This window comes from Nonomuraea africana, assembly GCF_014873535.1.
Classification (GTDB): domain Bacteria; phylum Actinomycetota; class Actinomycetes; order Streptosporangiales; family Streptosporangiaceae; genus Nonomuraea; species Nonomuraea africana.
In genome coordinates, this window is the sequence record NZ_JADBEF010000001.1 from 971301 (window position 1) to 995535 (window position 24235).

General features: G+C 70.7%; 22 protein-coding genes. 14 read left to right on the forward strand and 8 right to left on the reverse strand.

Translation table 11 applies throughout. The features are described from left to right. The 7 genes from H4W81_RS04375 to H4W81_RS04405 all read left to right on the forward strand — a co-directional run bounded on the left by H4W81_RS04375 (window position 1) and on the right by H4W81_RS04405 (window position 5834). Window positions 1–828, forward strand: a complete 828-nt coding sequence (locus tag H4W81_RS04375; protein WP_318781517.1) for an ABC transporter permease — start codon at window positions 1–3, stop codon at window positions 826–828. After that, entirely contained in the window at window positions 825–1607 is a 783-nt protein-coding gene (locus H4W81_RS04380) for an ABC transporter permease (protein WP_192773583.1), read from the forward strand. Before H4W81_RS04375 ends, H4W81_RS04380 begins: the two co-directional genes overlap by 4 nt. Continuing rightward, window positions 1597–2679 carry an ABC transporter ATP-binding protein gene (locus tag H4W81_RS04385; protein ID WP_318781518.1) on the forward strand — a complete coding sequence of 361 codons (1083 nt, stop codon included), beginning with the start codon at window positions 1597–1599 and terminating at the stop codon, window positions 2677–2679. The genes H4W81_RS04380 and H4W81_RS04385 overlap by 11 nt, the downstream gene beginning before the upstream one ends. Then, complete coding sequence (locus tag H4W81_RS04390) at window positions 2676–4067, forward strand: NAD(P)/FAD-dependent oxidoreductase (protein WP_192773584.1); 1392 nt, start codon at window positions 2676–2678, stop codon at window positions 4065–4067. Before H4W81_RS04385 ends, H4W81_RS04390 begins: the two co-directional genes overlap by 4 nt. Further along, complete coding sequence (locus H4W81_RS04395) at window positions 4067–4402, forward strand: cupin domain-containing protein (protein ID WP_192773585.1); 336 nt, start codon at window positions 4067–4069, stop codon at window positions 4400–4402. Before H4W81_RS04390 ends, H4W81_RS04395 begins: the two co-directional genes overlap by 1 nt. An 18-nt stretch (window positions 4403–4420) precedes the next feature. After that, window positions 4421–5041: an alpha-ketoglutarate-dependent dioxygenase AlkB gene (locus H4W81_RS04400; protein WP_192773586.1), complete on the forward strand. Its 621-nt coding sequence runs from the start codon at window positions 4421–4423 to the stop codon at window positions 5039–5041. A 115-nt stretch (window positions 5042–5156) separates the two neighbouring features. Continuing rightward, a complete protein-coding gene (locus H4W81_RS04405) occupies window positions 5157–5834 on the forward strand; it encodes an HD domain-containing protein (protein ID WP_192773587.1) in 678 nt (225 codons plus the stop codon). Window positions 5835–5886: 52 nt separating this feature from the next. Here the strand turns inward: H4W81_RS04405 and H4W81_RS04410 are convergent, their stop codons facing one another. From H4W81_RS04410 to H4W81_RS04430, 5 genes are read right to left on the reverse strand one after another with little or no spacing between them, the layout of a single operon-like run. Next, entirely contained in the window at window positions 5887–6165 is a 279-nt protein-coding gene (locus H4W81_RS04410) for a DUF4031 domain-containing protein (protein WP_192773588.1), read from the reverse strand. Window positions 6166–6207: 42 nt separating this feature from the next. Continuing rightward, a complete protein-coding gene (locus tag H4W81_RS04415; protein ID WP_192773589.1) occupies window positions 6208–8139 on the reverse strand; it encodes a glycoside hydrolase family 127 protein in 1932 nt (643 codons plus the stop codon). Beyond that, window positions 8132–8899 carry a carbohydrate ABC transporter permease gene (locus tag H4W81_RS04420; protein WP_225958455.1) on the reverse strand — a complete coding sequence of 256 codons (768 nt, stop codon included), beginning with the start codon at window positions 8897–8899 and terminating at the stop codon, window positions 8132–8134. The genes H4W81_RS04415 and H4W81_RS04420 overlap by 8 nt, the downstream gene beginning before the upstream one ends. A 54-nt stretch (window positions 8900–8953) precedes the next feature. Then, on the reverse strand, window positions 8954–9823 hold the full coding sequence (locus H4W81_RS04425; protein WP_318781519.1) for a carbohydrate ABC transporter permease: 870 nt from the start codon (window positions 9821–9823) through the stop codon (window positions 8954–8956). 9 nt (window positions 9824–9832) lie between these two features. Then, complete coding sequence (locus tag H4W81_RS04430) at window positions 9833–11080, reverse strand: ABC transporter substrate-binding protein (protein WP_192773590.1); 1248 nt, start codon at window positions 11078–11080, stop codon at window positions 9833–9835. 99 nt (window positions 11081–11179) lie between these two features. Between H4W81_RS04430 and H4W81_RS04435 the strand changes: the two genes are divergently transcribed. The 6 genes from H4W81_RS04435 to yjfF all read left to right on the forward strand — a co-directional run bounded on the left by H4W81_RS04435 (window position 11180) and on the right by yjfF (window position 18983). Continuing rightward, entirely contained in the window at window positions 11180–12187 is a 1008-nt protein-coding gene (locus H4W81_RS04435) for a LacI family DNA-binding transcriptional regulator (RefSeq protein WP_318781520.1), read from the forward strand. 511 nt (window positions 12188–12698) lie between these two features. After that, complete coding sequence (locus H4W81_RS04440) at window positions 12699–13676, forward strand: LacI family DNA-binding transcriptional regulator (protein ID WP_192780613.1); 978 nt, start codon at window positions 12699–12701, stop codon at window positions 13674–13676. A 243-nt stretch (window positions 13677–13919) separates the two neighbouring features. Further along, window positions 13920–14900: an ABC transporter substrate-binding protein gene (locus H4W81_RS04445; RefSeq protein ID WP_192773591.1), complete on the forward strand. Its 981-nt coding sequence runs from the start codon at window positions 13920–13922 to the stop codon at window positions 14898–14900. Between the two features lie 587 nt (window positions 14901–15487). Further along, a complete protein-coding gene (locus H4W81_RS04450) occupies window positions 15488–16999 on the forward strand; it encodes a sugar ABC transporter ATP-binding protein (protein ID WP_192773592.1) in 1512 nt (503 codons plus the stop codon). Further along, window positions 16996–18009, forward strand: a complete 1014-nt coding sequence (locus H4W81_RS04455) for an ABC transporter permease (protein ID WP_192773593.1) — start codon at window positions 16996–16998, stop codon at window positions 18007–18009. Before H4W81_RS04450 ends, H4W81_RS04455 begins: the two co-directional genes overlap by 4 nt. After that, complete coding sequence (gene yjfF, locus H4W81_RS04460) at window positions 18006–18983, forward strand: galactofuranose ABC transporter, permease protein YjfF (protein ID WP_192773594.1); 978 nt, start codon at window positions 18006–18008, stop codon at window positions 18981–18983. Before H4W81_RS04455 ends, yjfF begins: the two co-directional genes overlap by 4 nt. Window positions 18984–19042: 59 nt before the next feature. Here the strand turns inward: yjfF and H4W81_RS04465 are convergent, their stop codons facing one another. Then, window positions 19043–20173: a transcriptional regulator gene (locus H4W81_RS04465; RefSeq protein WP_192773595.1), complete on the reverse strand. Its 1131-nt coding sequence runs from the start codon at window positions 20171–20173 to the stop codon at window positions 19043–19045. A gap of 119 nt (window positions 20174–20292) precedes the next feature. Here H4W81_RS04465 and H4W81_RS04470 point away from each other — a divergent pair, with 119 nt between their 5' ends. Next, window positions 20293–20883 carry a peptidase inhibitor family I36 protein gene (locus H4W81_RS04470; protein WP_192773596.1) on the forward strand — a complete coding sequence of 197 codons (591 nt, stop codon included), beginning with the start codon at window positions 20293–20295 and terminating at the stop codon, window positions 20881–20883. Window positions 20884–21015: 132 nt separating this feature from the next. On the opposite strand, the gene H4W81_RS04475 is transcribed toward H4W81_RS04470, so the two are convergent. Both H4W81_RS04475 and H4W81_RS04480 read right to left on the reverse strand, forming a co-directional pair. Then, a complete protein-coding gene (locus H4W81_RS04475) occupies window positions 21016–22713 on the reverse strand; it encodes an ABC transporter permease subunit (protein ID WP_192773597.1) in 1698 nt (565 codons plus the stop codon). After that, entirely contained in the window at window positions 22710–24182 is a 1473-nt protein-coding gene (locus H4W81_RS04480; protein ID WP_192773598.1) for an ABC transporter substrate-binding protein, read from the reverse strand. The genes H4W81_RS04475 and H4W81_RS04480 overlap by 4 nt, the downstream gene beginning before the upstream one ends. Window positions 24183–24235: the final 53 nt, after the last annotated feature.

A 24235-nucleotide genomic window follows, 5' to 3' on the forward strand; every position in this document is an offset into this window, starting at 1 on the left:
GTGAAAGAGAGAACGGCGGGGCCCGCGCTCCTGATCCTGCCCGCGCTGATCGCGCTCGGCGTCTTCTTCCTCTACCCGCTGCTGTCTATGCTGGTCAGCGCCTTCACCGACCCCGAGCCAGGGCTGGGCAACTTCGCCTGGTTCTTCGGCGAGCAGGCCAACATGCAGGTGCTCGGCCGCACGTTCAGCACCGCCTTCTGGGTGACGCTGGTCGCGCTGGTGCTGTCCTACCCCTACGCCTACGCGATGACGATCGCGGGGGCGAGGGCCAGGGCGATCCTCACCCTGCTGGTGCTGGTGCCGTTCTGGACCAGCCTCATGGTGCGGACCTTCGCCTGGGTGATCCTGCTCCAGGACACCGGCGTGATCAACAAGGCGCTGGGCGCGCTCGGGATGGGGCCCTTCAGCCTCATCCGCACCCAGACCGGCGTGGTCATCGGCATGGTGCAGCTGCTGATGCCGTTCATGGTGCTGCCGCTGTACGCGGTCATGAGCGGCATCGACCGGCGGCTGCTGCCCGCCGCGACCAGCCTGGGCGCGCACCCGGTGAAGGCGTTCGTCCAGGTGTACGTGCCGCAGTCGCTGCCGGGCATCTCGGCGGGCTGCCTGACGGTGTTCATCAGCGCGCTCGGGTTCTACGTCACCCCCGCGCTGCTGGGCTCGCCGACCGACGCGCTGATCTCCCAGCAGATCTTCACGCAGGTGAACGGCCTGCTCAAGTGGGGCAGGGGCGGCGCGATGGGCGTGGTCCTGCTGGGCCTGACGCTCGCCATGATCGCGCTGCTGGCCGTGACGCTGCGCCGTACCGGAAGGAAGGTGACCGGATGAGGGCCCGCGGCCTGCTCTGGGCCTTCTGCGCGCTGATCGGCGTGTGGCTGGTCGCGCCCGCGCTGATCGTGGTGCCGCTGAGCTTCACCGACAAGCCGTCGCTGAAGTTCCCCCCTGACGGCTACTCCACCCGGTGGTACGCCAACTTCTTCGGCGACTCCGCCTGGATGTCGGCGCTCAGCACCTCGGTGCAGGTGGCGCTGCTGGTCACGGTCGTGACCACCGTCCTCGGGACGGCCGCGGCGCTCGGGCTGACCAGAGCGAAGATCAGGGGCCTGGCCCTGGCGCAGGGCTCCATGCTGGCGCCGATGATCGTGCCCGGCGTGGTGCTGGCCATCGGCACCTACGCGGTCTTCCTCAAGCTCCAGCTCGTCGGGACGCTGGCCGGGTTCGTCATGGCGCACACCGTGCTGGCCCTGCCGTTCGTGATCATCCCGGTCACGGCGTCGCTGCGCGGCTTCGACCGGCGGCTCGAGGACGCCGCGGCCAGTCTCGGCGCGAGCAGGTGGACCGCCTTCCGCAGCGTCACGCTGCCGCTGGTGGCCCCGGGCGTCGCCTCCGGCGCCCTGTTCGCCTTCGTGACCAGCTTCGACGAGGTGGTCGTCTCGCTGTTCATCCAGAGCCCCTACCTGCAGACGCTGCCGGTCAAGATGTACGCCAGCGTCACCCGCGAGACCGACCCCACCATCGCCGCCGCGGCAACGATGATCATCGTGCTCACCACGACGCTCGTCCTCGTCGCCACCTTCTTCGTCGCCAGGAGGACCCGTGCCAAGTAGCATCCAGCTCACCGGCCTCACCAAGACCTACGCCGACTTCGTCGCCGTCGACGACGTGTCGCTGGCGATCGAGCCCGGCGAGTTCATGACCCTGCTCGGGCCGAGCGGCTCGGGCAAGACCACCACCCTCAACATCATCGCCGGGTTCGTCAGGCAGACCAGCGGCGAGCTGACCGTCGACGGCGCCTCCATCGGCGACACCCCTCCGCACAAGCGCGACATGGGCATGGTCTTCCAGCACTACGCCCTGTTCCCGCACATGACGGTCGCCGAGAACATCGCCTACCCGCTCAAGCAGCGCAAGATCCCCAAGGCCAAGCGCGCCGAGCTGGTGGCGGCCGCCCTGGCCACCGTCCATCTCGGCGACTTCGGCCACCGCTACCCCCGCGAGCTGTCCGGCGGGCAGCAGCAGCGCGTCGCCGTCGCCCGCGCGATCGTCTACAACCCGCGCGTGCTGCTGATGGACGAGCCGCTCGGCGCCCTGGACAAGAAGCTGCGCGACTGGCTCCAGCTGGAGATCAAGCGCATCCACGCCGAGCTCGGCACCACCTTCGTCTACGTCACCCACGACCAGGACGAGGCGCTGGTGCTCTCCGACCGGATCGCGGTGTTCAACAAGGGCCGCATCGAGCAGGTCGGTCCCGCCGCCGAGCTCTACGAGCGGCCGAAGACGCTGTTCGTGGCCAAGTTCCTGGGCGAGTCGACCGTCCTGCGCGGGCCCGTCGACGGCCAGGGCCTCGGCGCCTGCGCGCGGCTGCTGGACGTGCCCGGCTCGATCGAGGGCAGGGACGGCGCGCTCGTCGTGCGGCCCGAGCGGGTGGCCGTACGCAAGCCGGGCCACGAGGCCGAGCCGGGATGGAACGCCCTGCCCGCCACGGTCACCGGCGAGATCTACCTGGGCTCCAGCCGCAAGCTGGAGCTGAAACTGCCGGACGGCTCGCCCGCCCTGGCCCGCGAGCAGGCCGGCGGCCTGAGCGAGGCCCGCGTGGGCGACGAGGTGACGCTGACCTGGCGCGTCGCCGACTCCGTCCTCCTACCCGACGAAAGCGACGCGGAGGCTGTGCTCACGTGAACCTCACCAAGGACTTCGCCAACGGAGGAGTCTCCTTCTGGTACCGCCAGATCGGCATCCCCGACCGCAGGGCGGCGCTGCCGGGCTCGCGCGACTACGACGTGGCGATCGTCGGCGGCGGCTACACCGGCCTCTGGACGGCCTACTACCTGAAGAAGGAGCAGCCCGACCTGCGGATCGCCATCCTGGAGAAGGAGTTCGCCGGCTTCGGCGCCTCCGGGCGCAACGGCGGCTGGCTGTCGGCCGAATTCGCCGGCTCGCGCGAGCGGCACGCCAAGGCGCGCGGCCGCCAGGCGATGATCGACCTGCAGCACGCGATGTTCGCCTCGGTCGACGAGGTCATCCGCGTCGCCGGCGCCGAGGGCATCGACGCCGACATCCACAAGGGCGGCCTCATCCACACCGCCACCAACCCGGCCCAGCGCCGCCGCCTGCACGAGGAGCTCGACGAGCTGCGCGCCTGGGGGTACGGCGAGCAGGACCTGCGCCTGCTCGAACGCGACGAGCGCGAGGAGCGGCTACGCGTCGCCGGAGCGCTGGACGCCACCTACAGCCCCCACTGCGCCCGCATCCAGCCGGCCAAGCTGGCCGTCGGCCTCGCCGGCGTCGTCGCCGGCCTCGGCGTGGACATCTTCGAGGGCACCACCGTCACCCAGATCAAGCCGCGCGAGGCGGTCACCGACAGGGGCGTGGTGCGGGCCGAGTACGTCATCAGGGCCACCGAGGGCTTCACCGCCGGCATCGAGGGTCAGCGCCGCCAGTGGCTGCCGATGAACAGCTCGATGATCGTCACCGAGCCGCTGCCCGCCGACGTGTGGAAGCACCTCGGCTGGGAGGGCCGCGAGCTGCTCGGCGACGAGGCGCACGCCTACATCTACGCCCAGCGCACCGCCGACGGCCGCATCGCCATCGGCGGGCGCGGCGTGCCGTACCGCTACGGCTCGCGCACCGACGACCGCGGCGCCACCCAGAAGTGGACCGTCGAGTCGCTGTGGCGGATGCTCGTCAAGCTCTTCCCCGCCGCGGCCGACGCGCGCATCCAGCACTCCTGGTGCGGCGTGCTCGGCGTGCCGCGCGACTGGTGCTCGACCGTCCACCTCGACCACGCCACCGGTCTCGGCTGGGCGGGCGGCTACGTCGGCAGCGGCGTGACCACCACCAACCTGGCCGGGCGCACCCTGCGCGACCTGGTGCTGAGGCGCGACACCGAGCTGACCCGGCTGCCGTGGGTGGGCCGCCAGGTCCGCCAGTGGGAGCCGGAGCCGCTGCGCTACGCGGGCGTCCAGCTCATCTACACCCTGTTCCGGGCCGCGGACCGGCGCGAGAACGACAGAGGGACATCGACGTCGGGCTACGCCCGCCTGGCCAACCTGATCGCGGGTCGCTGATGACGTACTTGGACGACGCCTACACCGTCGAGCTGCCGCCCGCCGTGGCCAAGCCGACCAGCCTCACGGGGCAGCGCGAGTCGACGCTCGAACTGTGGCGCTCAGGTGGCGCCGAGACCGGCGTGTGGGAGTGCGAACCCGGCACCTTCACCGCCGTGCGCGACGGTTTCCACGAGATCTGCCAGATCCTGAGCGGCAGCGCCACGCTCACCGCCTCCGACGGGCAGGTGACGGAGCTGGGCCCGGGATCGACCGTGGTGCTGCCGGACGGATGGCAGGGCACCTGGGTGGTGCACGAGACCCTGCGCAAGATCTATGTGACAATCGAACATTAGTTCATTTATCCTGGACACATGCTTTTCCAGGGTTCGTTGCTCGACCTGGGCGCCGAGGAGGGGCCGGGGCCCCTCACGGTCAAGCGCGTCCAGCTCGGCCGCGGCGCCTGGATCGACCTCAGGCCGGGCTGGATCGGCGGTGCCGACGCCCTCCTCGAGCGGCTCGTCACCGGCGTGCGGTGGCGGGCGGAGCGGCGGCACATGTACGACAAGGTCGTCGACGTGCCGCGGCTGCTCGCCTTCTACGAGGAGGGGCAGGCGCTGCCCGACCCGGTGCTGGAGGAGGCGAAGGCGGCCCTCGACGCCCACTACGGTCCCGAGCTGGGGGAGCCGTTCGCCACGGCGGGGCTGTGCTTCTACCGCGACGGCCGCGACAGCGTCGCCTGGCACGGCGACACGATCGGGCGCGGCAGCACCGAGGACACGATGGTGGCCATCGTCTCGGTCGGCGCCCCGCGCGCGCTGCTCCTGCGGCCGCGCGGCGGTGGCGGCGCTACGGTCCGGCACGACCTGGGGCACGGCGATCTCATCGTCATGGGCGGCACCTGCCAGCGGACGTGGGAGCACGCCATCCCCAAGACGGCCAAGCCGGTGGGGCCCAGGGTCAGCATCCAGTTCCGCCCACGCGGCGTCCGCTGACCCGTCTTCTGAGAGGCCGGGGCTCCTGTGGGATGTCTCCTGCGAGGTCGGCCTGTCTCCTGGGTGGCCGGTGGTCTTCTCCTTGGATCGTGGGCGTGGTCAGTAGGCTCGGGGCGTGGCGGAGACTCTTCTCGAAGCATGGGCGGGGCCGGCCGGGCGGTCGGAGGCGGCCGGGGCCGTGGGCGCGGAGCTGATCGCCCGCTGGTCCGAACCGCACCGCCGCTACCACACCCTCGACCACCTGATAGCGGTCCTGGCCGCGATCGACCCGTTGGCGCCCGTCGCCGCCGACCCCGACGCGGTACGGCTGGCCGCCTGGTTCCACGACGCGGTCTACGACGGCAGGCCGGGCTGGGACGAGGAGCGCAGCGCCCAGCTCGCCCAGGCCCGGCTGCCGAGATGCGGACTGACGGCGGACCGGGTCGCCGAGGTGGCGAGACTCGTCCGCCTCACCGCCACCCACGACCCCGACTACACCGAGGGCGCCCCGGCGTCCACGGCCGGACGGGACGCGAACGGGGCCGTGCTCTGCGACGCCGACCTGGCGGTGCTGGCGGGTGACGACTACGACGCCTATGCGCGGGCGGTCCGCGAGGAGTACCGCCACGTGCCCGACGACCTCTTCAGGGCAGGCAGGGCACAGGTGCTGCGGCGGTTGCTCGCCGCGCCGCGCCTCTACCGCACGGCCCTGGCCCACGACCTGTGGGAGGCGAGGGCGAGAGCGAACCTGACGGCCGAACTGGCCCTCCTCGAGGCCCCGCCTACCGACGCCACGGGCACGCCCGAACTCTAGGCTCCGCCCACCGACGTCACGGGCGACCCCCTCCAGGGCGGCCTTCCGCGGGTCAGTCCGGGGCCGGTTCGCGGCGTTTGCGGCGGCGCAGGCCGGACGCGATCAGGCGAGTGAGCAGTTCCCGCGAGCTGACCGGCTCGGCCCCGAGCGCGAGGGCGCGCCCGTGCACGGTCTCCGGCACGTCGTAGTGGTCCCTGTCGAACGCCCGCTCCGGCACCCCGAGCAGCGCGGCGAAGGCGTGGAGCTCGTCCAGCGAAGTGTCGCTGACCAGGTGGGACCAGAGCAGGCCCCGGGGGCCCGGCCAGTTCGGGGGATCGATCAGCACGCTCACGCCGTCCAGCGTAGAACCATCCGTGATCCGTCCGGGCCTGTCCTAGTCAGCGGCGGGCAGCCATATGCGCATGGCGGCGGGGCCGGCGTTGCCCCACCGGTGGTACGGCACCAGCCGCAGCCTCGTGCCGCTGGCCGGCGGCGTCTCCAGCCTGGAGGTGTCGGGTCGGCCGGCCGTCTCCGGCCTGGAGGTGTAGGGCCAGCCGGCCGTGTCCGGGAGCGTCAGCTCGGCCTCGATCTCCAGCTCGACCACGCCTGAGGGGCCGGTGCGCTCGGCCGGTGGGGTGAGCCGGGCTGAGAGGTCGGTCAGCGAAGGCTCGCCGGCCGCGGACTCCGCGCAGTAGACCAGCGGGCCCCGCTCCACGGCGGCACTGCCGCGCAGCGCGTCCACCCGGCGGTCGGGGAAGGTCCACCGGGGCGCCATCGGCAGGTCCAGCACGACGACGTCGCCTTCCCGCCACTCGCCCTCGACGGCCGCGTACCCGGGCGTCGCCTCCCTGACCACCCGCGTGCGCTCGGCCACGTCCGTCGCCGCGTGGGCTCCCTGCGGCGAAGTGCCGGCCCCCTGTGCCGGTGCGTCGGGTCCCTGCGGCGGCGCGGCTGGGCCGTACCCGAGCGTCGCCCCCTCCGCCCACGCCGGCACCCGCAGAGAGAGCCGCCCGTGCCCGTCGGCCAGCATCCGCACCGCCACCCCGCCGGACCACGGGTAGCCGGTCTCGACCGCCACGCGCAGGCCCGCGCCCTCGATCACCGCCGGAGTGTGGTGGTGGATGCGCAGCCCGGACGGGTCGGCGGCGGCGAGGTAGGAGCCCAGCGAGGCGAAGGTGCGGGCGATGTTGCTCGGGCAGCACGACACGGCGAACCACGGTGAGCGCAGCCCCCCGCTGTGCCCCAGGTTGATCTCCTGCGACGGCTGCGCGGGCACCCGCACCTGCAGCGGGTTGGAGTAGAAGAACGACCGCCCGTCGAGCGCCACCCCCGTCGCCAGGACGTTGTACAGGGTGCGCTCGGCCAGCTCGGCGTAGCGGACGTCGCCGGTGGCCAGCAGCAGCCGGTGCGACAGCATGATCGAGGCGATCCCCGCGCAGGTCTCGGCGTAGGCGCGGTCCGGCGGCAGCTCGAAGTCCTCACCGAACGCCTCGTCCGCGTGCCGCGAGCCCATCCCGCCCGTCAGGTGCGTACGGCGGGCCACCGTCCGCTCCCACTGCGACTCCACCGCCTTCAGCAGTTCCTCGTCGCCGCTCTCCACCGCCACGTCGACCGCGCCGCAGGCCAGGTAGAGGGCCCGGACGGCATGCCCGCGCAGCGCCGTCGCCTGCCGTACGGGAAGGTCGTCCTGGAAGTAGGCGGCGCCGAAGGGGATCGGGCCGAGCGCGGGCAGCCCGCGCCGTTCGAGCAGGCGGCGGGCCAGCTCCAGGTAGCGTTCGGCGCCGGTCGCCCGGTAGAGCTCGACCAGGGCCATCTCCAGCTCGGGATGCCCGCACGTCTCGGTGGTGTCCATGAAGCGGCGGCACACGTGGTCGGCGGCCTTGCGGACGGCCTCGGTGAAGGCGTCTTCGCCGTGCGCGCGCAGCCTGGCCACACCCGCCTGGATGAGGTGGCCGTAGCAGTAGAGCTCGTGGCCCCACTCCAGGTCGACGTAGCGGCTGCCGCTCCACCTGGTGTTGAGGTAGCCGTCGCCCTCCTGGGCCTGCACCACGGTCTGCGCGAGCTCGGCGAAGCCGGGATGATCCGCCCAGGCCATCGCCTCCAGCAGCTTGTAGATCTCCGAGTCGCTGAACTCCCTGCCGCGCCGGGGGAGCGCGCCGCGGAAGTTGCCGATCCAGCCTTCGCGTTCCATCCAGTCGAGGCAGTGCGCGATCGTCACCTCCCTGTTCAGCGCCACACGGTCACCCCAGAAGCCGGGCGCGAGCCGTACGGCGTCGAGACCGAGCGGCGACAGCGCGCCGGAGGAGGGCAGGACGGGGTCAGCCACGCAGAGCTCCTGACATGAATCCGCGCACGTAGTGGCGCTGGAGGACGACGAAGAGGATCAGGCAGGGCAGCGCCATGACCATGACGCCCGCCTGCAACATGCCGTAGTCGATGGCGCCGAAGGTCTGCTGGGTCATGCTGACCACGGCGACCGGCAGGGTGAAGGACGCGCCGTCGTTGAGCAGGATGAGCGGCGCGAAGAAGTCGTTCCACGAGGCGAGGAAGGCGAACAGGCCGACCGTGACCAGCGCGGGCCGTACGGCGGGCAGCAGCACGCGCAGGAAGGCCAGGAAGGTGCCGCAGCCGTCGACCATCGCCGCCTCCTCCAGCTCGCGCGGCACCGCCTCGAAGGCGTTGCGCATCATGAACAGCGCGAACGGCAGCTGGAACATCACGAACACCAGGGAGAGCCCGGCCAGGGAGTTCTGCAGGCCGAGGTAGCCGAGCAGCACGTACAGCGGGATCAGGATCGTGGCGTAGGGCACCATGAGGATCGCCAGCGTGGCCAGGAACAGCAGGTTCCTGCCGGGGAAGTCGAAGCGGGCGAAGGCGTAGCCGCCGAGGGCCGAGACGACGAGCGTGCCCGCCACCGTCATGGCCGAGACCAGCACGCTGTTGGTGGCGTAGGTGCCGACGCCCTCGCCGAACCGGGCCATCTCCAGGTAGTTCGACGGGTCCTCGAAGCTGGCCCAGCCGCTCCAGACCAGCGGGAACAGGAACAGCACGGCCAGCGCCGACAGGGTGGTGTAGCGCCGCATCATTGGTCGTTCACCTCTCCTCACGGACCGCTCCGCTCGCTGCGTCGGGTTCTCTCCTCATCGCAGTCTCCGCATCATCAGCGCGTTCACGCCGACCAGCGCCACCAGCAGCACCACCGACAGCGCCGCCGCGCCGCCGAGGTCGAAGCGGAAGAACGCCTCGCGGTAGACGACCATGACCATCGAGACGGTGCTGTTGTCCGGGCCGCCGTTGGTGAAGATGAAGAACTGGTCGAAGGCCAGCAGCGAGCCCGTGACGCTGAGGATCAGCATCAGCGCCAGCGTCGGGCGCAGCAGCGGCAGGGTGATCCTGGTGAAGATCTGCCAGCGCCCCGCGCCGTCGCTCCTGGCCGCCTCGTAGACCTCGACCTGGATCGCCTGGAGCCCGGTCAGCAGGATGAGCATGTTGAACCCGGCGAACCGCCACACCACGAGCGCGATCGTGGAGAACAGCGCCATGTCCGGGGTGCCGATCCATTTCACCGGCTCGTCGATGAGGCCGACGGCCCGCAGGAGGGGGTCGATCGGGCCGAAGTCGTTGTTCAGCATGCCGTAGAACAGCAGCGCGGCGGCGGCGAAGCCGACCGCGCCGGGCAGGAAGAACGCGGTGCGGAAGAAGGCGACGCCCGGCCGGCGCTCCTGCACCAGCAGGGCCAGGCCGAGCGCGACCGCCGACAGCAGGACCGTGGTGATCATGGTGTACTTCAGCGTGAAGACCACCGAGTCGAGGAAGAGCGGATTGTCGGGGATCTTGAGGTAGTTGGCAGGGGCGTTGAACGCGGCCTTGCCCAGCAGCGGCCAGCGGTGCAGCGACATCCACACCACCAGCACCAGCGGGGCGAGGAACAGCACGCCGACGATGAGCGCGGTCGGCGCGGCGTAGACCCAGCCCATCGCCCGCCTGGCGCGGGCGGCGGTGAGGCGCACGGATCTCTCCTACTGCTGCAGCGAGGCGGTGACCTCGGTGTTGAGCTGCGCCACCTTGGCGGTGTCGCCGAACATCGCCTCCCGGGCCAGCCGCAGCCACGGCCCCTGCGGGTCGTTGAACGTCTGGCCGAAGCGCGGCGCGTACGGCGTCTGCCCCTTGGCCACCAGCGAGTTGATCAGGACCACCCTGGGGTCCTGGGCGGAGTGCGTGTTGTTCGCCAGGTCGGTCCTGGCCAGCACGTCCTTGTTCTTGGCCATGACCTCGACCTGGGCCTCGTCCGAGACCGTCCACGACAGGAACTCCCACGCGGCGTCCGCGTGCGCGCTGGTCGCGGAGATCCCGACCGAGTCGCCGCCCACGAACGTCGACTCGCCCCCGTCCGGCCCGGCGATCGGGGCGACACCGATCTTCAGGTCGGCGGGCATCAGCCCGAGCGTGGTCGAGGGCATCGGCATGACCCCGATCTCGCCCTTGGCGAAGTAGCCGGTCCAGGTCGGCCCCTGCTCCTCCTTGGCGGTCGGCCCCGTGACGCCCTTGTCGTAGAGGCCGCGCCAGATGGCGAACACGTCGCTCATCGGCGGCCGGTCGTTGAGGGAGGCGGTGCCCTCGGCGTTCATGACCTGTCCTCCGGCCGCCCAGACCGAGGGCCAGAAGGTGAAGACGAAGCAGCCGCCGCAGTTGCCGCCGAAGAAGGTGCCGTGCACCTTGCCGTCCTTTCCGAGCTTCTCCTGTACGGCGGTGGCGTGCTCGGCGAACTCCTTCAGCGTCTTCGGGCCCTTCTCGGGATCGAGCCCGGCCTTGGCGTACAGGTCCTTGTTCCAGAACCAGACCGACAGGTCAAGAGTGTGCGGGAGCGTGTACTGGCGGCCGTCCATCGTGCCCAGCTTCATGTGGCTGGGCGCCAGGCCGCTCTTGTACGGCAGGGCGTTGAGCCGGTCGGTGATGTCCAGGAACAGCCCCTGCGCGGTGTAGTTGGGGACGAAGATGACGTCGGCGGCGAAGACGTCGGGCAGCTGCTTGGCGCCGGCCGCCGCGGCGATGCGCGGCTGGTAGTTGTCTGTCGGGATGACGGTCAGCTTCACCTGGTTCTTGTGGCTCGCGTTGTAGGCCTTCACCAGGCGCTCGCTCTGGGCCTGGGTGGCGGCCCTGGTCCACATCGTGATCGTGACGGGGCCGTCCTGCTCCGGTTCGGCGCCGCCGCATCCTGTTAGCGTTAACAACGCGGCGAGCGCGATTCCGGTCACCACTCGTCTCATGGCTGTCTCTCCTCTGAACCGGCCCCCGGAGCGTAACTAAAAGGTTTTCGGAAACGTAAGAGAAACATCGAGACCTGTCAATGGCTTACTGTCTCTGCTGTGCGAAAAGGATTTCGGGCCACCATCACCGACGTGGCCGCCCTGGCGGGCGTCTCCATCGCGACGGCCTCCAAGGCCCTCAACGGACGCAACGACGTGCGCGACTCGACCCGCCAGCGGGTTCTCGCCGCCGCCGAGGAGCTCGCCTTCCAGCCCAACGAGCTGGCCAGAGGGCTGCTGTCGGGCCAGACCCGCACCGTCGGGCTGCTCACCTCCGACAGTGTGGGCAGGTTCGGCATCCCGGTGCTCCTCGGCGCCGAGGACGCCTTCGGCGCGGGCGAGATGGCAGTGCTGCTCTGCGACGCCAGGGGCGACGCCATCAGGGAGCAGCACCACCTGAGGGCGCTGCTCTCCCGCAGGGTCGACGGGCTGATCGTGGTCGGCGAGAGCACCGACCCCAGGCCGTCGGTCAGCAGCGACGTGCCGGTGCCCGTGGTCTACGCCTACGGCCCCTCGGACGATCCCGCCGACGTGTCGTTCGTCCCCGACGACATCGGCGGGGCGGCCATGGCCGTACGGCACCTGCTGGCCATGGGACGGCGGCGCGTCGCGCACGTCACGGGGCCGGCGCACTACAAGGCGGCCAAGGACCGCGAGGAGGGGCTGCGCCTGGCGCTGGCCGAGGCGGGGGTGGCGCAGACGGGGCGGACGCTGTGCGGGCCGTGGTCCCAGCGCTGGGGGCGGCACGCGGCCGAGATGCTGCTCATGGCCGAGCCGGAGATCGACGCGGTGTTCTGCGGGAGCGACCAGATCGCGGCGGGCTTCATGGAGGCGGCCCGCGAGAGGGGGCGGCGGGTGCCGGACGATCTCGCCGTGGTGGGCTACGACAACTGGGAGGTGCTGTCCACGGAGACACGTCCGGCGCTGACGACGGTGGACATGAACCTGGAGAACCTCGGCAGGACGGCCGCCCAGCACCTGTTCGCCGCCATCGACGGCAGGGCCACGCCCGGGGTCCACCGGATGCCCTGCGACCTGGTCATCCGCGACTCGACGGGCCGATCGTGACGCACGCCTGTCGCCTTCGTGAGGGGTTTTCGGGGCGTGGATCGTTCGTGCGGGCCGACTGCACGTAGTGGTCGCTTGAGACCTCGGCCTCGTATCCCAACCTTCCGGTCCTTCTCGTCGCTGCCTCCCGATCCTCTCGGGTATCTGCCGCCGAGCCTCGGGCAAGCTTCCGATCTTCTCGGGCCGCTGCCTCCCGAGCCTTCGGGCATCAGCCTTCCGATCCTCCGGGTCTCTGCAACTTGGTTCTCAGTCCTTTTTGTGTGTTTGCCTCCCGGTTTTCTTGGTCTCACCCTCTCGGTCTGGCGATGCTGTGAGCGCTAACAAGATTGGCTGAGCGCCAGTAAACGAGCCCGAGGCCCCGGCCGTCAAGAGGGCGTTAACGCGAGGTTTCGTGTAACCGGACCGTAATCGCGGAGACCCTTGACGCACCCTTGTGTTAGCGCTCACAGTCTTGCCCAGGCCAGGAAAGGAGCAAGCGGTGGGACAACCCCATGAACGCCGCCCGCCCGTCATGGCCGATGTGGCCAAGGAGGCCGGCGTGTCACACCAGACGGTCTCCCGCGTGCTCAACGACCATCCCAACGTGCGTGGTGAGACCCGTGCCAGGGTGCTCGCGGCCATCGGCAAGCTCGGCTACCGCCGTAACCTCGTCGCCCGCGCGCTGGTCACCAGGCACTCCAGGACGCTCGGCGTGGTCAGCTTCGACACCACTCTCTACGGCCCCGCCAGCACGGTCTACGGCATCGAGCAGGCGGCCAGGGCGGCCGGATACTTCGTCAGCATCGTCAGCCTCAAATCCATCGACAGGAGCGGCGTCCATGACGCTCTCGACTACCTCGCCGACCAGGGCGTGGACGGGATCGTCGTGGTCGCCCCCCAGCGCTCGGCGGCCACGGCGCTGAGCGACCTGCCGCGCGGCATCCCCACTGTCGCGGTCGAGGGCGGGCAGGCGGGCGAGGTCCCCGTCGTCTGCGTCGATCAGGTCGAGGGCGGCAGGCTCGCCACCGAGCACCTGCTCTCGCTCGGGCACGAGACGGTCTGGCACGTCCGCGGGCCGTCCGACTGGTTGGAGGCCGAGGGCCGGGTCGCGGGATGGCGGGCGGCTCTGGCCGCCGCCGGACGCCCCGCGCCCGAACCGCTCGCGGGGGACTGGAGCCCGCGTTCGGGATACGAGGCGGGGCGCAGCCTGGCGAGCATGAAGGACGTCACCGCGGTGTTCGTGGCCAACGATCAGATGGCGTTGGGCGTGCTGCGGGCGTTCACCGAGCAGGGGGTGAGGGTGCCCGACCAGGTGAGCGTCGTCGGCTTCGACGACATCCCCGAGTCGGACTTCTTCTCCCCGCCGCTCACCACCATCAGGCAGGACTTCGGCGCGGTCGGCAGGCACAGCATCGAGGTGCTGCTCCGCCAGATCGAGGGCGCGGGCGAGCTCGAAAGCCTCGTGGTCCCGCCCTCCGTCGTCCTTCGAGGCAGTACGGCCAGACGGTAGCGACACCGACCTGGCGAGGACGGCTGAGCGCTGGTCACACGGAACGGAAGCGAGGCGGCGTACGACTGAGTGCTGGTCGTGCGGGATGGAGGCGAGGCGACGTGCGGCCGAGTGTTGGTCGTGTGGGACTCGAGGCATGGGAAGGTGCGGCCGGAGGCGGGCGTACCGGCGGAATGCAAGGCGGCGTCGGCTGCCTTGCGACGTGAATGTTAGCGCTAACAACAAGGAAGGACACCCCCCAACGTGTTGAAGAGGATCTCGGCCCTGGTGCTCGCGGGGCTCACGGCGGCGACGCTCACCTCGTGCGGTTCCGGCGGCTCGGGCGCAGGTTCCGGCTCCGGCGACGGTTCGATCACCATGGGCTTCTCCCAGGTGGGCGCGGAGAGTGGCTGGCGCACCGCCAACACCAAGTCGGTGCAGGACTCGGCCAAGGAGGCCGGGGTCACGCTGAAGTTCTCCGACGCCCAGCAGAAGCAGGAGAACCAGATCAAGGCCATCCGCTCGTTCATCCAGCAGAAGGTGGACGTGATCGCCTTCTCGCCGGTGGTCGAGTCGGGCTGGGACACCGTGCTGAAGGAGGCGCGGGACGCCAAGATCCCGGTCATCCTCACCGACAGGGCGGTGGACTCCAAGGACACCACGCTCTACAAGACCTTCCTCGGCTCGGACTTCGTCGAGGAAGGGCGCAAGGCGGGCCAGTGGCTCGTCCAATCGTTCAACAATTCCACAGACCCGGTGAATATCGTTGAACTTCAGGGCACTACAGGCTCCGCTCCTGCCAACGACCGCAAGGCCGGGTTCGCCGAGGTGATCGGCGCGGATCCGAAGTTCAAGATCATCGCCTCGCAGACCGGCGACTTCACCAGGGCCAAGGGTAAGGAGGTCATGGAGGCCTTCCTGAAGTCGAACCCCGACATCGATGTGCTGTACGCGCACAACGACGACATGGGGCTGGGGGCGATCGAGGCCATCGAGGGCGCGGGCAAGGTGCCCGGCAAGGACATCAAGATCATCACTGTGGACGCCGTGAAGGACGGCATGCAGGCGCTCGCCGACGGAAAGATCAACTACATCGTCGAGTGCTCGCCGCTGCTCGGCCCGCAGCTGATGGACCTGGCGAAGAAGGTGGTCAAGGGCGAGACGGTGCCGACCCGTGTGGTGACGGAGGAGACGACGTTCACGCAGGAGCAGGCGAAGGCAGCCCTCCCGAACCGGAAGTACTGACCGGACGAAGCATCCCGAGGCCGGTCGCGGAGTGCCCCAGTGCCCGAGTGTCCGAGAGCTCGGGAGCCTGAGGGCCCGGGTGTCCGGAGCCTAGGGGCCGGGAGTCCAGGAGTTCCGGGAGTCCGTAAGCCCGGGAGTCCGCGAGTCAGGGACCTCTGGGAGCCCGGGAGCCCGGGAGCACGAGAGCTCGGGAGCGTGGGGGTCAGGGGCCCGGGAGCTCGGGAGCCAGGGACCTCCGGAGCTCGGACCTCTTCTCGAGCCTCGTGTCTCGGAGGCTGGTGTCTGGGGGAGGCCTGGTGTCTCGAAGGCCCGGCTTTCGAGGAGGCCCGGTGTCTCAAGGTGGCCGGGCTCCTCAGGGGTGGCGTTTCGAGGAGCCGAGTGTCTCGGGGCCTGGTCTCACGTGGAGGCGGGGTGCCTTGGGGCTGCCGTTTCGAGGGCGGGTCGAGAGGGCGCTTGGCGGGCCCGGCGCAATGGTCGGGGGCTGACGTGGCCGGGGGAAACGGGAGCCGCTCCCGTGGGGCGGTCGATCGATGGATGGATGGGCGGGCCGTGAGGTGTGCCCCGTTGAAAAGGAGAGGGGCGCCGCGATGGCCGTACCCGAGCCGATCCTGCGCATGACCGGGATCGGCAAACAGTTCCCCGGTGTGAAGGCCCTGGACGGTGTCGACTTCCGGCTGCTGCCCGGCGAGGTCCACGCGCTGATGGGGGAGAACGGCGCGGGCAAGTCCACCCTGATCAAGGTGCTGACCGGGGTCCATCCCGTCGACGCCGGCACGATCGAGCTGGACGGCAGGCCGGTGGCCTTCGCCGGCCCGCTGGAGGCGCAGCGGGCCGGGATCAGCACCGTCTACCAGGAGGTCAACCTCTGCGCGAACCTCTCGGTCGCCGAGAACATCTTCATCGGCAGGGAGCCGAGGAGGCGGGGCCGTATCGACTGGAAGCGGATGCGCGCCAGGGCGGCCGAGCTGCTGGCCAGGCTGGATCTCGACCTGGACGTCACCGCGCCGCTGGAGGCCTACTCCCTGGCGGTGCGGCAGATGGTGGCCATCGCCCGCGCGGTCGACATCGAGGCGCGGGTGCTCATCCTCGACGAGCCGACCTCCAGCCTGGACGCGGGTGAGGTCGAGCAGTTGTTCAGGGTGATGCGGACGCTCAAGGAGGAAGGCATCGCGATCCTCTTCGTGTCCCACTTTCTCGACCAAATCTATGAAATTTCGGATCGGATGACGATCTTGCGGAACGGCAGGCTGGTCGGCGAACACCTCGTCAGCGAGCTGTCCCAGGTCGAGCTGGTCGGCAAGATGATCGGGCAGGAGCTCAAGGAGCTGGAGCGGCTGCACGGCGCGGCGAAGACGTTCGACAGGAAGCTCGTCGAGGCGCGTGAGCTGGGCCGTCCGGGCGCGATCGAGCCGTTCACGCTCACCATCCACGAGGGCGAGGTCGTCGGACTCGCGGGACTGCTCGGCTCCGGCCGTACCGAAGTCGCGCGGTTGCTCTTCGGGGCCGACCACGCGGGCGGGGGCGAGATCGCGGTCGGCGGGACGCCGGCCGCGCTGCGGACGCCGCGCGCGGCGATGGGCCACGGGATCGCCTTCTGCTCGGAGGACAGGAAGGCGGACGGACTCGTCCCCGACCTCACGGTGCGGGAGAACATCGTCCTCGCGCTGCAGGCCACCAGAGGCTGGACCAGGCCGGTGCCGCGCGAGCAGCAGGACGCGCTGGTCGCCACATACATGAAGGCGCTGAAGATCAGCCCGCCCAACCCCGAGCACCTGGTGCGCAACCTCAGCGGCGGCAACCAGCAGAAGGTGCTGCTGGCCAGGTGGCTGATCCTCGAGCCCAGGCTGCTCATCCTCGACGAGCCCACGCGCGGCATCGACGTCGGGGCGAAGGCCGAGATCCAGCGGCTGGTCGTGGAGCTGTCCGACGGCGGGATGGCGGTGCTGTTCATCTCCGCAGAGCTGGAGGAGGTGCTGCGGCTCAGCCACAAGGTGGGTGTGCTGCGCGACCGCAGGCTCGTCGCCCAGCTGCCCAACGACGAGGAACTGACCACGGAGGTGCTCATGGAGACGATCGCGAGCGGAGGGGCGGCCCGATGAGACGCCTGCTCTGGCCGCTGGTGATCCTGGCCGCGCTGCTGCTCATGAACGTGTTCTTCACGCCGGGCTTCCTCTCCGTCCAGGTGCGCGAAGGACACCTGTACGGCAGCCTGATCGACATCCTGCGCTTCGGCGCGCCGCTGGTTCTCGTGTCGCTCGGGATGACGCTGGTCATCGCGACCGGCGGCATCGACCTGTCGGTCGGCTCGGTGGTGGCGATCTCGGGGGCGCTGGCCTGCCTGCAGATCAGCCAGGACGCGGGCGTGTTCACCGCTGTCGTGCTGGCGCTCGGGCTGTCGGTGGCGCTGGGCGCGTGGAACGGATTCCTGGTCGCGGGCGCGGGCATCCAGCCCATCATCGCGACGCTGATCCTCATGGTCGCCGGACGCGGGCTGGCGCAGCTGATCACCGACGGCCAGATCATCACCGTCAACGACCCCGCCTACAAGCTCATCGGGGGCGGCTACTGGCTGACGGTTCCCTTCGGCATCCTGCTGGTGCTGGCCATCCTGGCCGTCACGGCGTTCCTGACGCGCAGGCTCGCGCTCGGGATGCTGATCGAGGCGGTCGGCGGCAACGCGGAGGCCAGCAGGCTCGCCGGCATCAGGGCGCGCGGGATCATCGTGATGGTCTACGCGTTCGCCGGGCTGTGCGCGGGCGTCGCGGGGTTGATGATCAGCTCGAACGTCTCCAGCGCCGACGGCAACAACGCCGGGCTGTGGATCGAGCTCGACGCGATCCTCGCCGTGGTGATCGGCGGCACGTCCCTGGCGGGTGGGCGCTTCTCGCTCGGCGGGACCGTGCTCGGCGCGCTCATCATCCAGACCCTCACCACGACGATCTACTCGATCGGGGTGCCTCCCGAGACCACGTTGCTGTTCAAGGCGCTGGTGGTGACCGTGGTCTGCCTGGTCCAGTCCGCCGCCTTCCGCGAGAAGGCGGTCAACCTCCGAGGGCGTACGGCACGGCCGCGCCCCCAGGCTGAAGAGAAGGTGCAGGTGCCGGCATGAGCGTCCTCGCGCTGTCCCCGTCGCGGCAGAGATACCTGCCCGCGCTGGTCACCGGAGGCCTGTTCGTGGCGATGTTCGTGGCCGGCGGGATCCGCTACGAAGGGTTCGCCAGCGGCCAGGTCGTGCTCAACGTCCTCATCGACAACGCCTTCCTGCTGGTGGTCGCGGTCGGGATGACGTTCGTGATCCTCACCGGCGGCATCGATCTGTCGGTCGGGTCGGTGGTCGCGCTGTCGACGATGATCGCGGCGAGCCTCATGTCGGGGCCGGGCTGGCCGCCGTACCTGGTGATCCCGCTGGTGCTGCTGATCGGCGCGGGGCTCGGGCTGGTGATGGGCGCCATCATCCAGGCCTTCGACATCCAGCCGTTCATCGTGACGCTGGCGGGCATGTTCCTGGCCAGGGGGCTGTGCTACACGATCGGCACCGAGTCCGTCCCGATCGAGGACCCGACCTTCACCGCCTTCGCGCAGACCAGGATCGACCTGTTCGCGGAGCTGTGGATCTCGCCGAGCGTGATCATCGCGCTCGTGGTGGTCGCCGTGGCGGCGTACGTGCTGCACTACACGCGCCTCGGCAGGGCCGTCTACGCCACCGGCGGCAGCGAGCAGTCGGCACGGCTCATGGGACTGCCGGTGGCCCGCACCAAGATCGCCGTCTACACGATCAGCGGGTTCTGCTCGGCGCTGGGCGGGGTGCTGCTGTCGTTCTACATGCTCTCGGGGTACGGCCTGCACGCCGTCGGCATGGAGCTCGACGCGATCGCGGCCGTCGTCATCGGCGGCACCCTGCTGACCGGCGGGTCGGGGTTCCTGTTCGGGACCGTGCTGGGCGTGCTGGTGCTCGGGCTGATCCAGACGATCATCAGTTTCGAGGGCACGCTCAGCTCCTGGTGGACCAAGATCTTCATCGGGCTGCTGCTGTTCGTCTTCATCGTGTTGCAGCGCCTGTTCTCGTCGAGGAGCCGCCGTTGACCTCCGAGGTTCCGGACGGCCCGGCTCTTCGCCGCCCGGGAGCTCCAGTAGGCCACGTGTCAGCGGGAGTTCGAGCCGCCCGGCGTCACCGGGCTGGGCTCGCCTCGTCGAGCTGGTGGCGGGCGGTCTTGGCCCGCCGGAGGGAATCCGTTGGGCTCCTGCCGTCCAGCAGGGCGGAGCCGAGCGCGGTGAGCTGGTGGAGCATCCGGTGGCGGTCGCGATGCGCCAGCGCCAGCGCGGCCTGCCGGAGCACCGTGAGGTGCTGGCTGGCCGAGGCCAGGGAGATGTTCAGCGTGCGGGGCCAGCTCGGTGGTCGTCAGCGGCCCGTGGCGCAGCGCGGCCAGCGCCGCGGCCCGCGTCGTGCCCATGAGCGCGGCCAGACTCGCCGTCTCCGTCCGCATGGGCAGGACATCGGGGTCACGCTCCACCGGATAGACCAGCACGGGCGGCAGCTCGGGGTCGAACATCGTCAACGGGCCGCCGACGCAGAAGTACGCCGGGATCAGCAGCAGCCCCCGCCCGTCGAGGTGGAGCTCCTGATCGCGGTGCCCCGGAACCGCCAGTTCGCCCGCGGACCACGACATCATCGGGCGAAAGCTGCGTAACAGTTCCTCCACGCCGCCGACGGCCAGCGCGTGGGCCCTGGCCTGACGGTCACGTCCCACCGCCGCTTCGAGCGCGCGCCGGTGCGGCGTCACCAGCACGTCGAACGACCTCGCCAGGGCGTCGGTCAGGGAGATGAGTGTCGCCGGGTCGCCGGCGGCCAGCGGGCGGGCCCGGGGCGGGAGCGGCTTGGTGGCGGAGAGCTTGCCGAGGTCGGCGGCCAGGCGGCGCACGGGCGTCGTACGGATCGCCTCCAGCCCGTGATCCAGGCCGCGTATGGAGTCGGCGGGATTGAGGAAGTCGGGGAAGTAGCCGATCGTGGGCGTCAGGGCCAGCAGGAGCGGAAGCATCTCGGCGAGGCGCGCCTGTCGCATGTGGGGGACCGCGTTCCTGCGCCAGGCGCCGAACAGCAGGTCGCCGCGCTGGGGACGCAACATCTGCAGGGCGAGCACCAGCTCCCACAGGGGGTCGAGAGCGGGGGCGAGCCTGGTGCGCGCGATGTCGTCGGCGGTGAAGTAGATCCTGAGAATCCTCGACCTCCGGTGCCACCCGGGTCCGGCTTGCTCGGGGCGACCATTGTCGGGCATGGCGCCGCCCTTTGGACAGACCGTGTCCGTTTTGGTGGGGATTTGTCCACGGCCGAACCATCTCGCCCCACTCCGATGAGGCAGCGGACACTACGGATTCCACCTACCGGAAGGACGCCATGAACCGCATCGCGAGCCTCATCGCCGCCGCTGCCCTGTTACTCGTCTCCACCCAGACGCCCGTCGCCGCTCAGGGCCGTCCTGAACCCACGGCCGAGCAGGCGGCGTTCCTGTCCACGCAGGCGACGTCTCGCGCGGAGCTGCAGCGGCAGATCGACCTGCAGATGGAGCTGTACCCAGGCGGTACCCAGATCGCGCCGAACGAGGTGTCCTACGCCGGCGGCCGATTCGTCGTGACCTACGCCGACCCCGGCCGCATCGGGACACTGGGCAGCCCGGACTGCCCGAGCGGCTGGTTCTGCTTCTACGACAACACGTACTTCGGCTACCCGCGCGGCAAGCTCAGCGACTGGGGGGTCCAGGACCTGTCGGCTTACAGCTGGAGCGACCGTACCGAGTCGGTGCACAGCAACACCACGGCATGCGTCTCCTTCTGGAACCACAGAGACCCGCAGCATCCGGTCAACCAGATCGGCACCAACGACGAGTGGCTGTTCACCGTGGACAACTACACCCGCTCGATCAGCAACGTCGGTACCGACCGCAATATGGCGGACCACGTCCTTCGCGATCGCGTCAAGGGATGCTGACCAGCGCGAACCGGCCGGGATCGCCCCGCTGACCAGCAGGGAGGCGGCGGGGCTGTCGTCGGCCTGGACGTTGTGTCGCAGGCGAGCCGCCGCCGTCCAACAGCCGCCGATCCGTCGTTCCCGATTACGGGCCTAGCGGTCGGCCACAGTGACCGCGAGTGCGGCGAGGGCGGCAAGGGCGGCGGCAGGGGCGAGCGCCGCCCAGGGGGCGCGTTCCGCGTACGGGAGCGATTCGGCCAGCATCAGTCCCCACTCCGAGGACGGCGGCTGGGCGCCCAGACCGAGGAATCCGAGGGAGGCCACGGCCAGAGCGATCGCGGGCAGCCGGAGCACCGCGTGGCGGGCGACCGGGCCCGCGACCGCTGGCAGCAGGTGGCGCCAGAAGATCCGCCGCTCCGAGGACCCCAGCCCGCGCTGGGCCGTCAGGTGCGGTGCCGCCTTGGCCTCCTCCAGCAGCGCCGCGGTGTGCACCGCGAGCGGAGCCCATGCCACCAGCCCTACGGCGAGCGAGGCCCCGAAGACCCCCGGCCCGTGCAACGCGGCCACCACCAGGCCGGTGAGCACTGGCGGCAGGGCGTTGACCATCTCCGCCGCACCCGACGTGAGCCAGGGCAGGAGCCCGACGACCAGGCCGACGAGGTAAGCGGCCAGGCACACCAGGACGGCGACCCCCACAGTCGCCAGCGCGCCGTGGCCCACGCGGGCCAGCACGTCGCGGCCCAGACCGTCTGAGCCCAGCGGCGCGTCCCCCGAGGGGGCGGCGAGCCGTGCGGCGGTGTCGAGCGTGGTCGGGTCGCGCAGGAGTCCCCAGCCGATGACGGTGAGCAGCACGACCGCGAGCAGCGCGGGCAGCGCTCGGCCGCGTGGGCCCGAGGTGTCGGGCGGCGGCGGCGCCAAGGCGGCGCCCGTGAGCGCGGCGCCGAGCAGGCCGCGTCTGAGCAGGTCGGCCAGGACTCCCACGGCGAAGCCCAGGAGGACGAGGGTCAGCACCGCTGCCTGCAGTACCGGCAGATCCTGCGCTTCGGCCGCGCCGAGGGCGGTGCGGCCGAGACCGGGGATGGCGAAGATCCTCTCCACCGCGACGGCTCCACCGGTGAGGCCGACCACCACGAGCCCCAGTTGGGGAAGCAGGGCGGGCATGGCGCGCCGGGCGGCGGCCCGCGCGACGGTCGTCGCGGGGAATCCGGCCGCGCGCCAGGTGGGTACCCATCGTTCGCGCAGCGCGCCCCGCAACGCGTCATCGGCCAGGTGACCGAGGAGTCCACCGGCGGGCACGCCCAGCGCGATCGCGGGAAGGATCAGGTGGCGTGGTTCCTGCCAGCCGTACGGAGGAAGCCAGTCCAGCCAGACGGCGACCACGATCAGAGACACGGTGGCCAGCAGGAACTCCGGGATCGCGGCGAGCATCGCCGCGCGGGCGCCGTGTCCGCCGGGGGCATGGCCGCGTGCGGCGCTGAGCGCGGTCGGCGCGCACAGTGCGGCGGCCACCACCACCGCGACCGCCATGGCCGCCGCCATGAGGGTGAGCGACACACCGAGTCCGGACGCGATGCCCGGCAGGACCGGACGACCGGACACCCAGGAGACGCCCGCGTCGCCGCGCGGCAACCCGGACAGCCAGCGCCAGGTCAGCGCGACCGGCCCCGCGTCCAGTCCCAGATCGGCCCGGATCGCCGCGAGCGCCTCCGCGGTCGGTTCCTGCTCGGCCGAGCGGGCCCGCAGCAACGACAGCGCGGGATCCTTCCCCGACAGCCACGGCAGCGCGCCTACCAGGGCGACCGCGCCCGCGACCGCGACGGACCTGCTCAGCGGTGCACCAAGGCGGATCATCGAGCGTGGGTGTCGGTGGTGATCAGGATGCGTTCGCGCGGGTCCTTGGCCGAGCCCGTGACGCCCCTCGCGTCTCCCTGCAGCACGCGCTCGTGCAGCATCGGGATGGCCGCGCCGGTGTTCAGGATCGTGGCTTCCGCTTCCAGGATCGCGCGCCGGCGTTCCTCTCCCGCCGGAGTGCGGGCGGCCTCCTCGAGCGCGGCGTCGACCCGCTCGTCACACAGCTGGGAGATGTTGAAGGAGCCCTCGCAGCTGAAATCGCTGACCATGTACGCGACCGGGTCGCCGGAGTCCAGCACGGTCGCCCTGGACAGGATGAAGGCGTCGAACGCGCCCTCCAGAGCGTCCGCCTCGATGTGCGCGTACTCCCGCACGACCAGCTCGACCTCGAACCCGGCCTGCTCCAGTTGCTGGCGCAGGACCGCGGCCACCTCGGGCAGCTCGGCCCGGTCGGTGAAGGTCGCCAGGGTGATCTTCGTTCCGTTCGCCGGGGCGGGCTCGACGGTGGCGGGACGGGCCGGACGCCGCGCGCTCCACGGCAGGGCCGGACCGAGCAGACCGGCGGCGACGTCGGCCCGGCCCTCGTACACGCCGGTCACCAGGGCCTTGCCGTCGATGGCCGCGCGGGCCGCGGCGCGCAGGCCGGGGTCCTTGAACGCGCCCTTCGCGGTGTTGAGGTAGAGGGTGTTGGTGCGCGGCATCGGCACCTCTGTGATCGTCTCGGAGTCGAGCAGCGCCGCCTGTGAGACCGGGATGGCCTCGACGATGTCGGCCTCGCCGGTCCTCAGCGCGGCGGCGCGGGCCGTACCGTCCGGCACGAACCGCACCTCGATGCCGGCGGCCTTGGCCTTGGGACCCCAGTAGCGCTCGTTGCGCTCCAGAGTGGCGCCAGAGGTGCCGTCCACCTTGGTGAGCACGAACGCGCCGGTCCCCGTGCCGACGGGGTTCACCGTGCGTCCCTGGTACGCCTTCTCTGCCAGGATCGCCAGCTGCGGACTGGACAGGCGGTGCGGCACCAACGGGTCGGGCGTGGCGGTGGCCACGAGCACCTTGTCGTCCTTGACCGTCACCGTCAGCTCGACCCCGTCCAGGATTCTGGGCTTGGGCGCGGCAGCGGCGGCGGCGCGCAGGGAACGCGCCGCGCGCTCGGCGGTCAGCGGCGTGCCGTCGTGGAATCTCACGTCCCTTCGGATCGTGAATTCCCACGTCAGCGGGTCACTCTGGGACCAGCCGGTGGCGAGCGCCGGCTGGGGATCGCCCGCGGCGTCGAGGTTGACCAGAGTCTCGGCCGTGCTCCAGCGCGACAGCTTGAACGCGTCGTCGCTCAGCGGGTTCAGGCCGGAGCGCGGCGGCTGGAGCATGACCAGGTCGATGCGGCCGGCTCCGGCGTCCGCCGCGCCGGGCATGGCCGAGCAGCCGGTGAGGGCGAGCAGGGAGAGGATCACAGAAGCAGCGAGAAGAGAGCGCATGTCGGTCTTTCACCAAGGGGGTTCGAGCTCCGCACCCTAACACAGAATGAAAA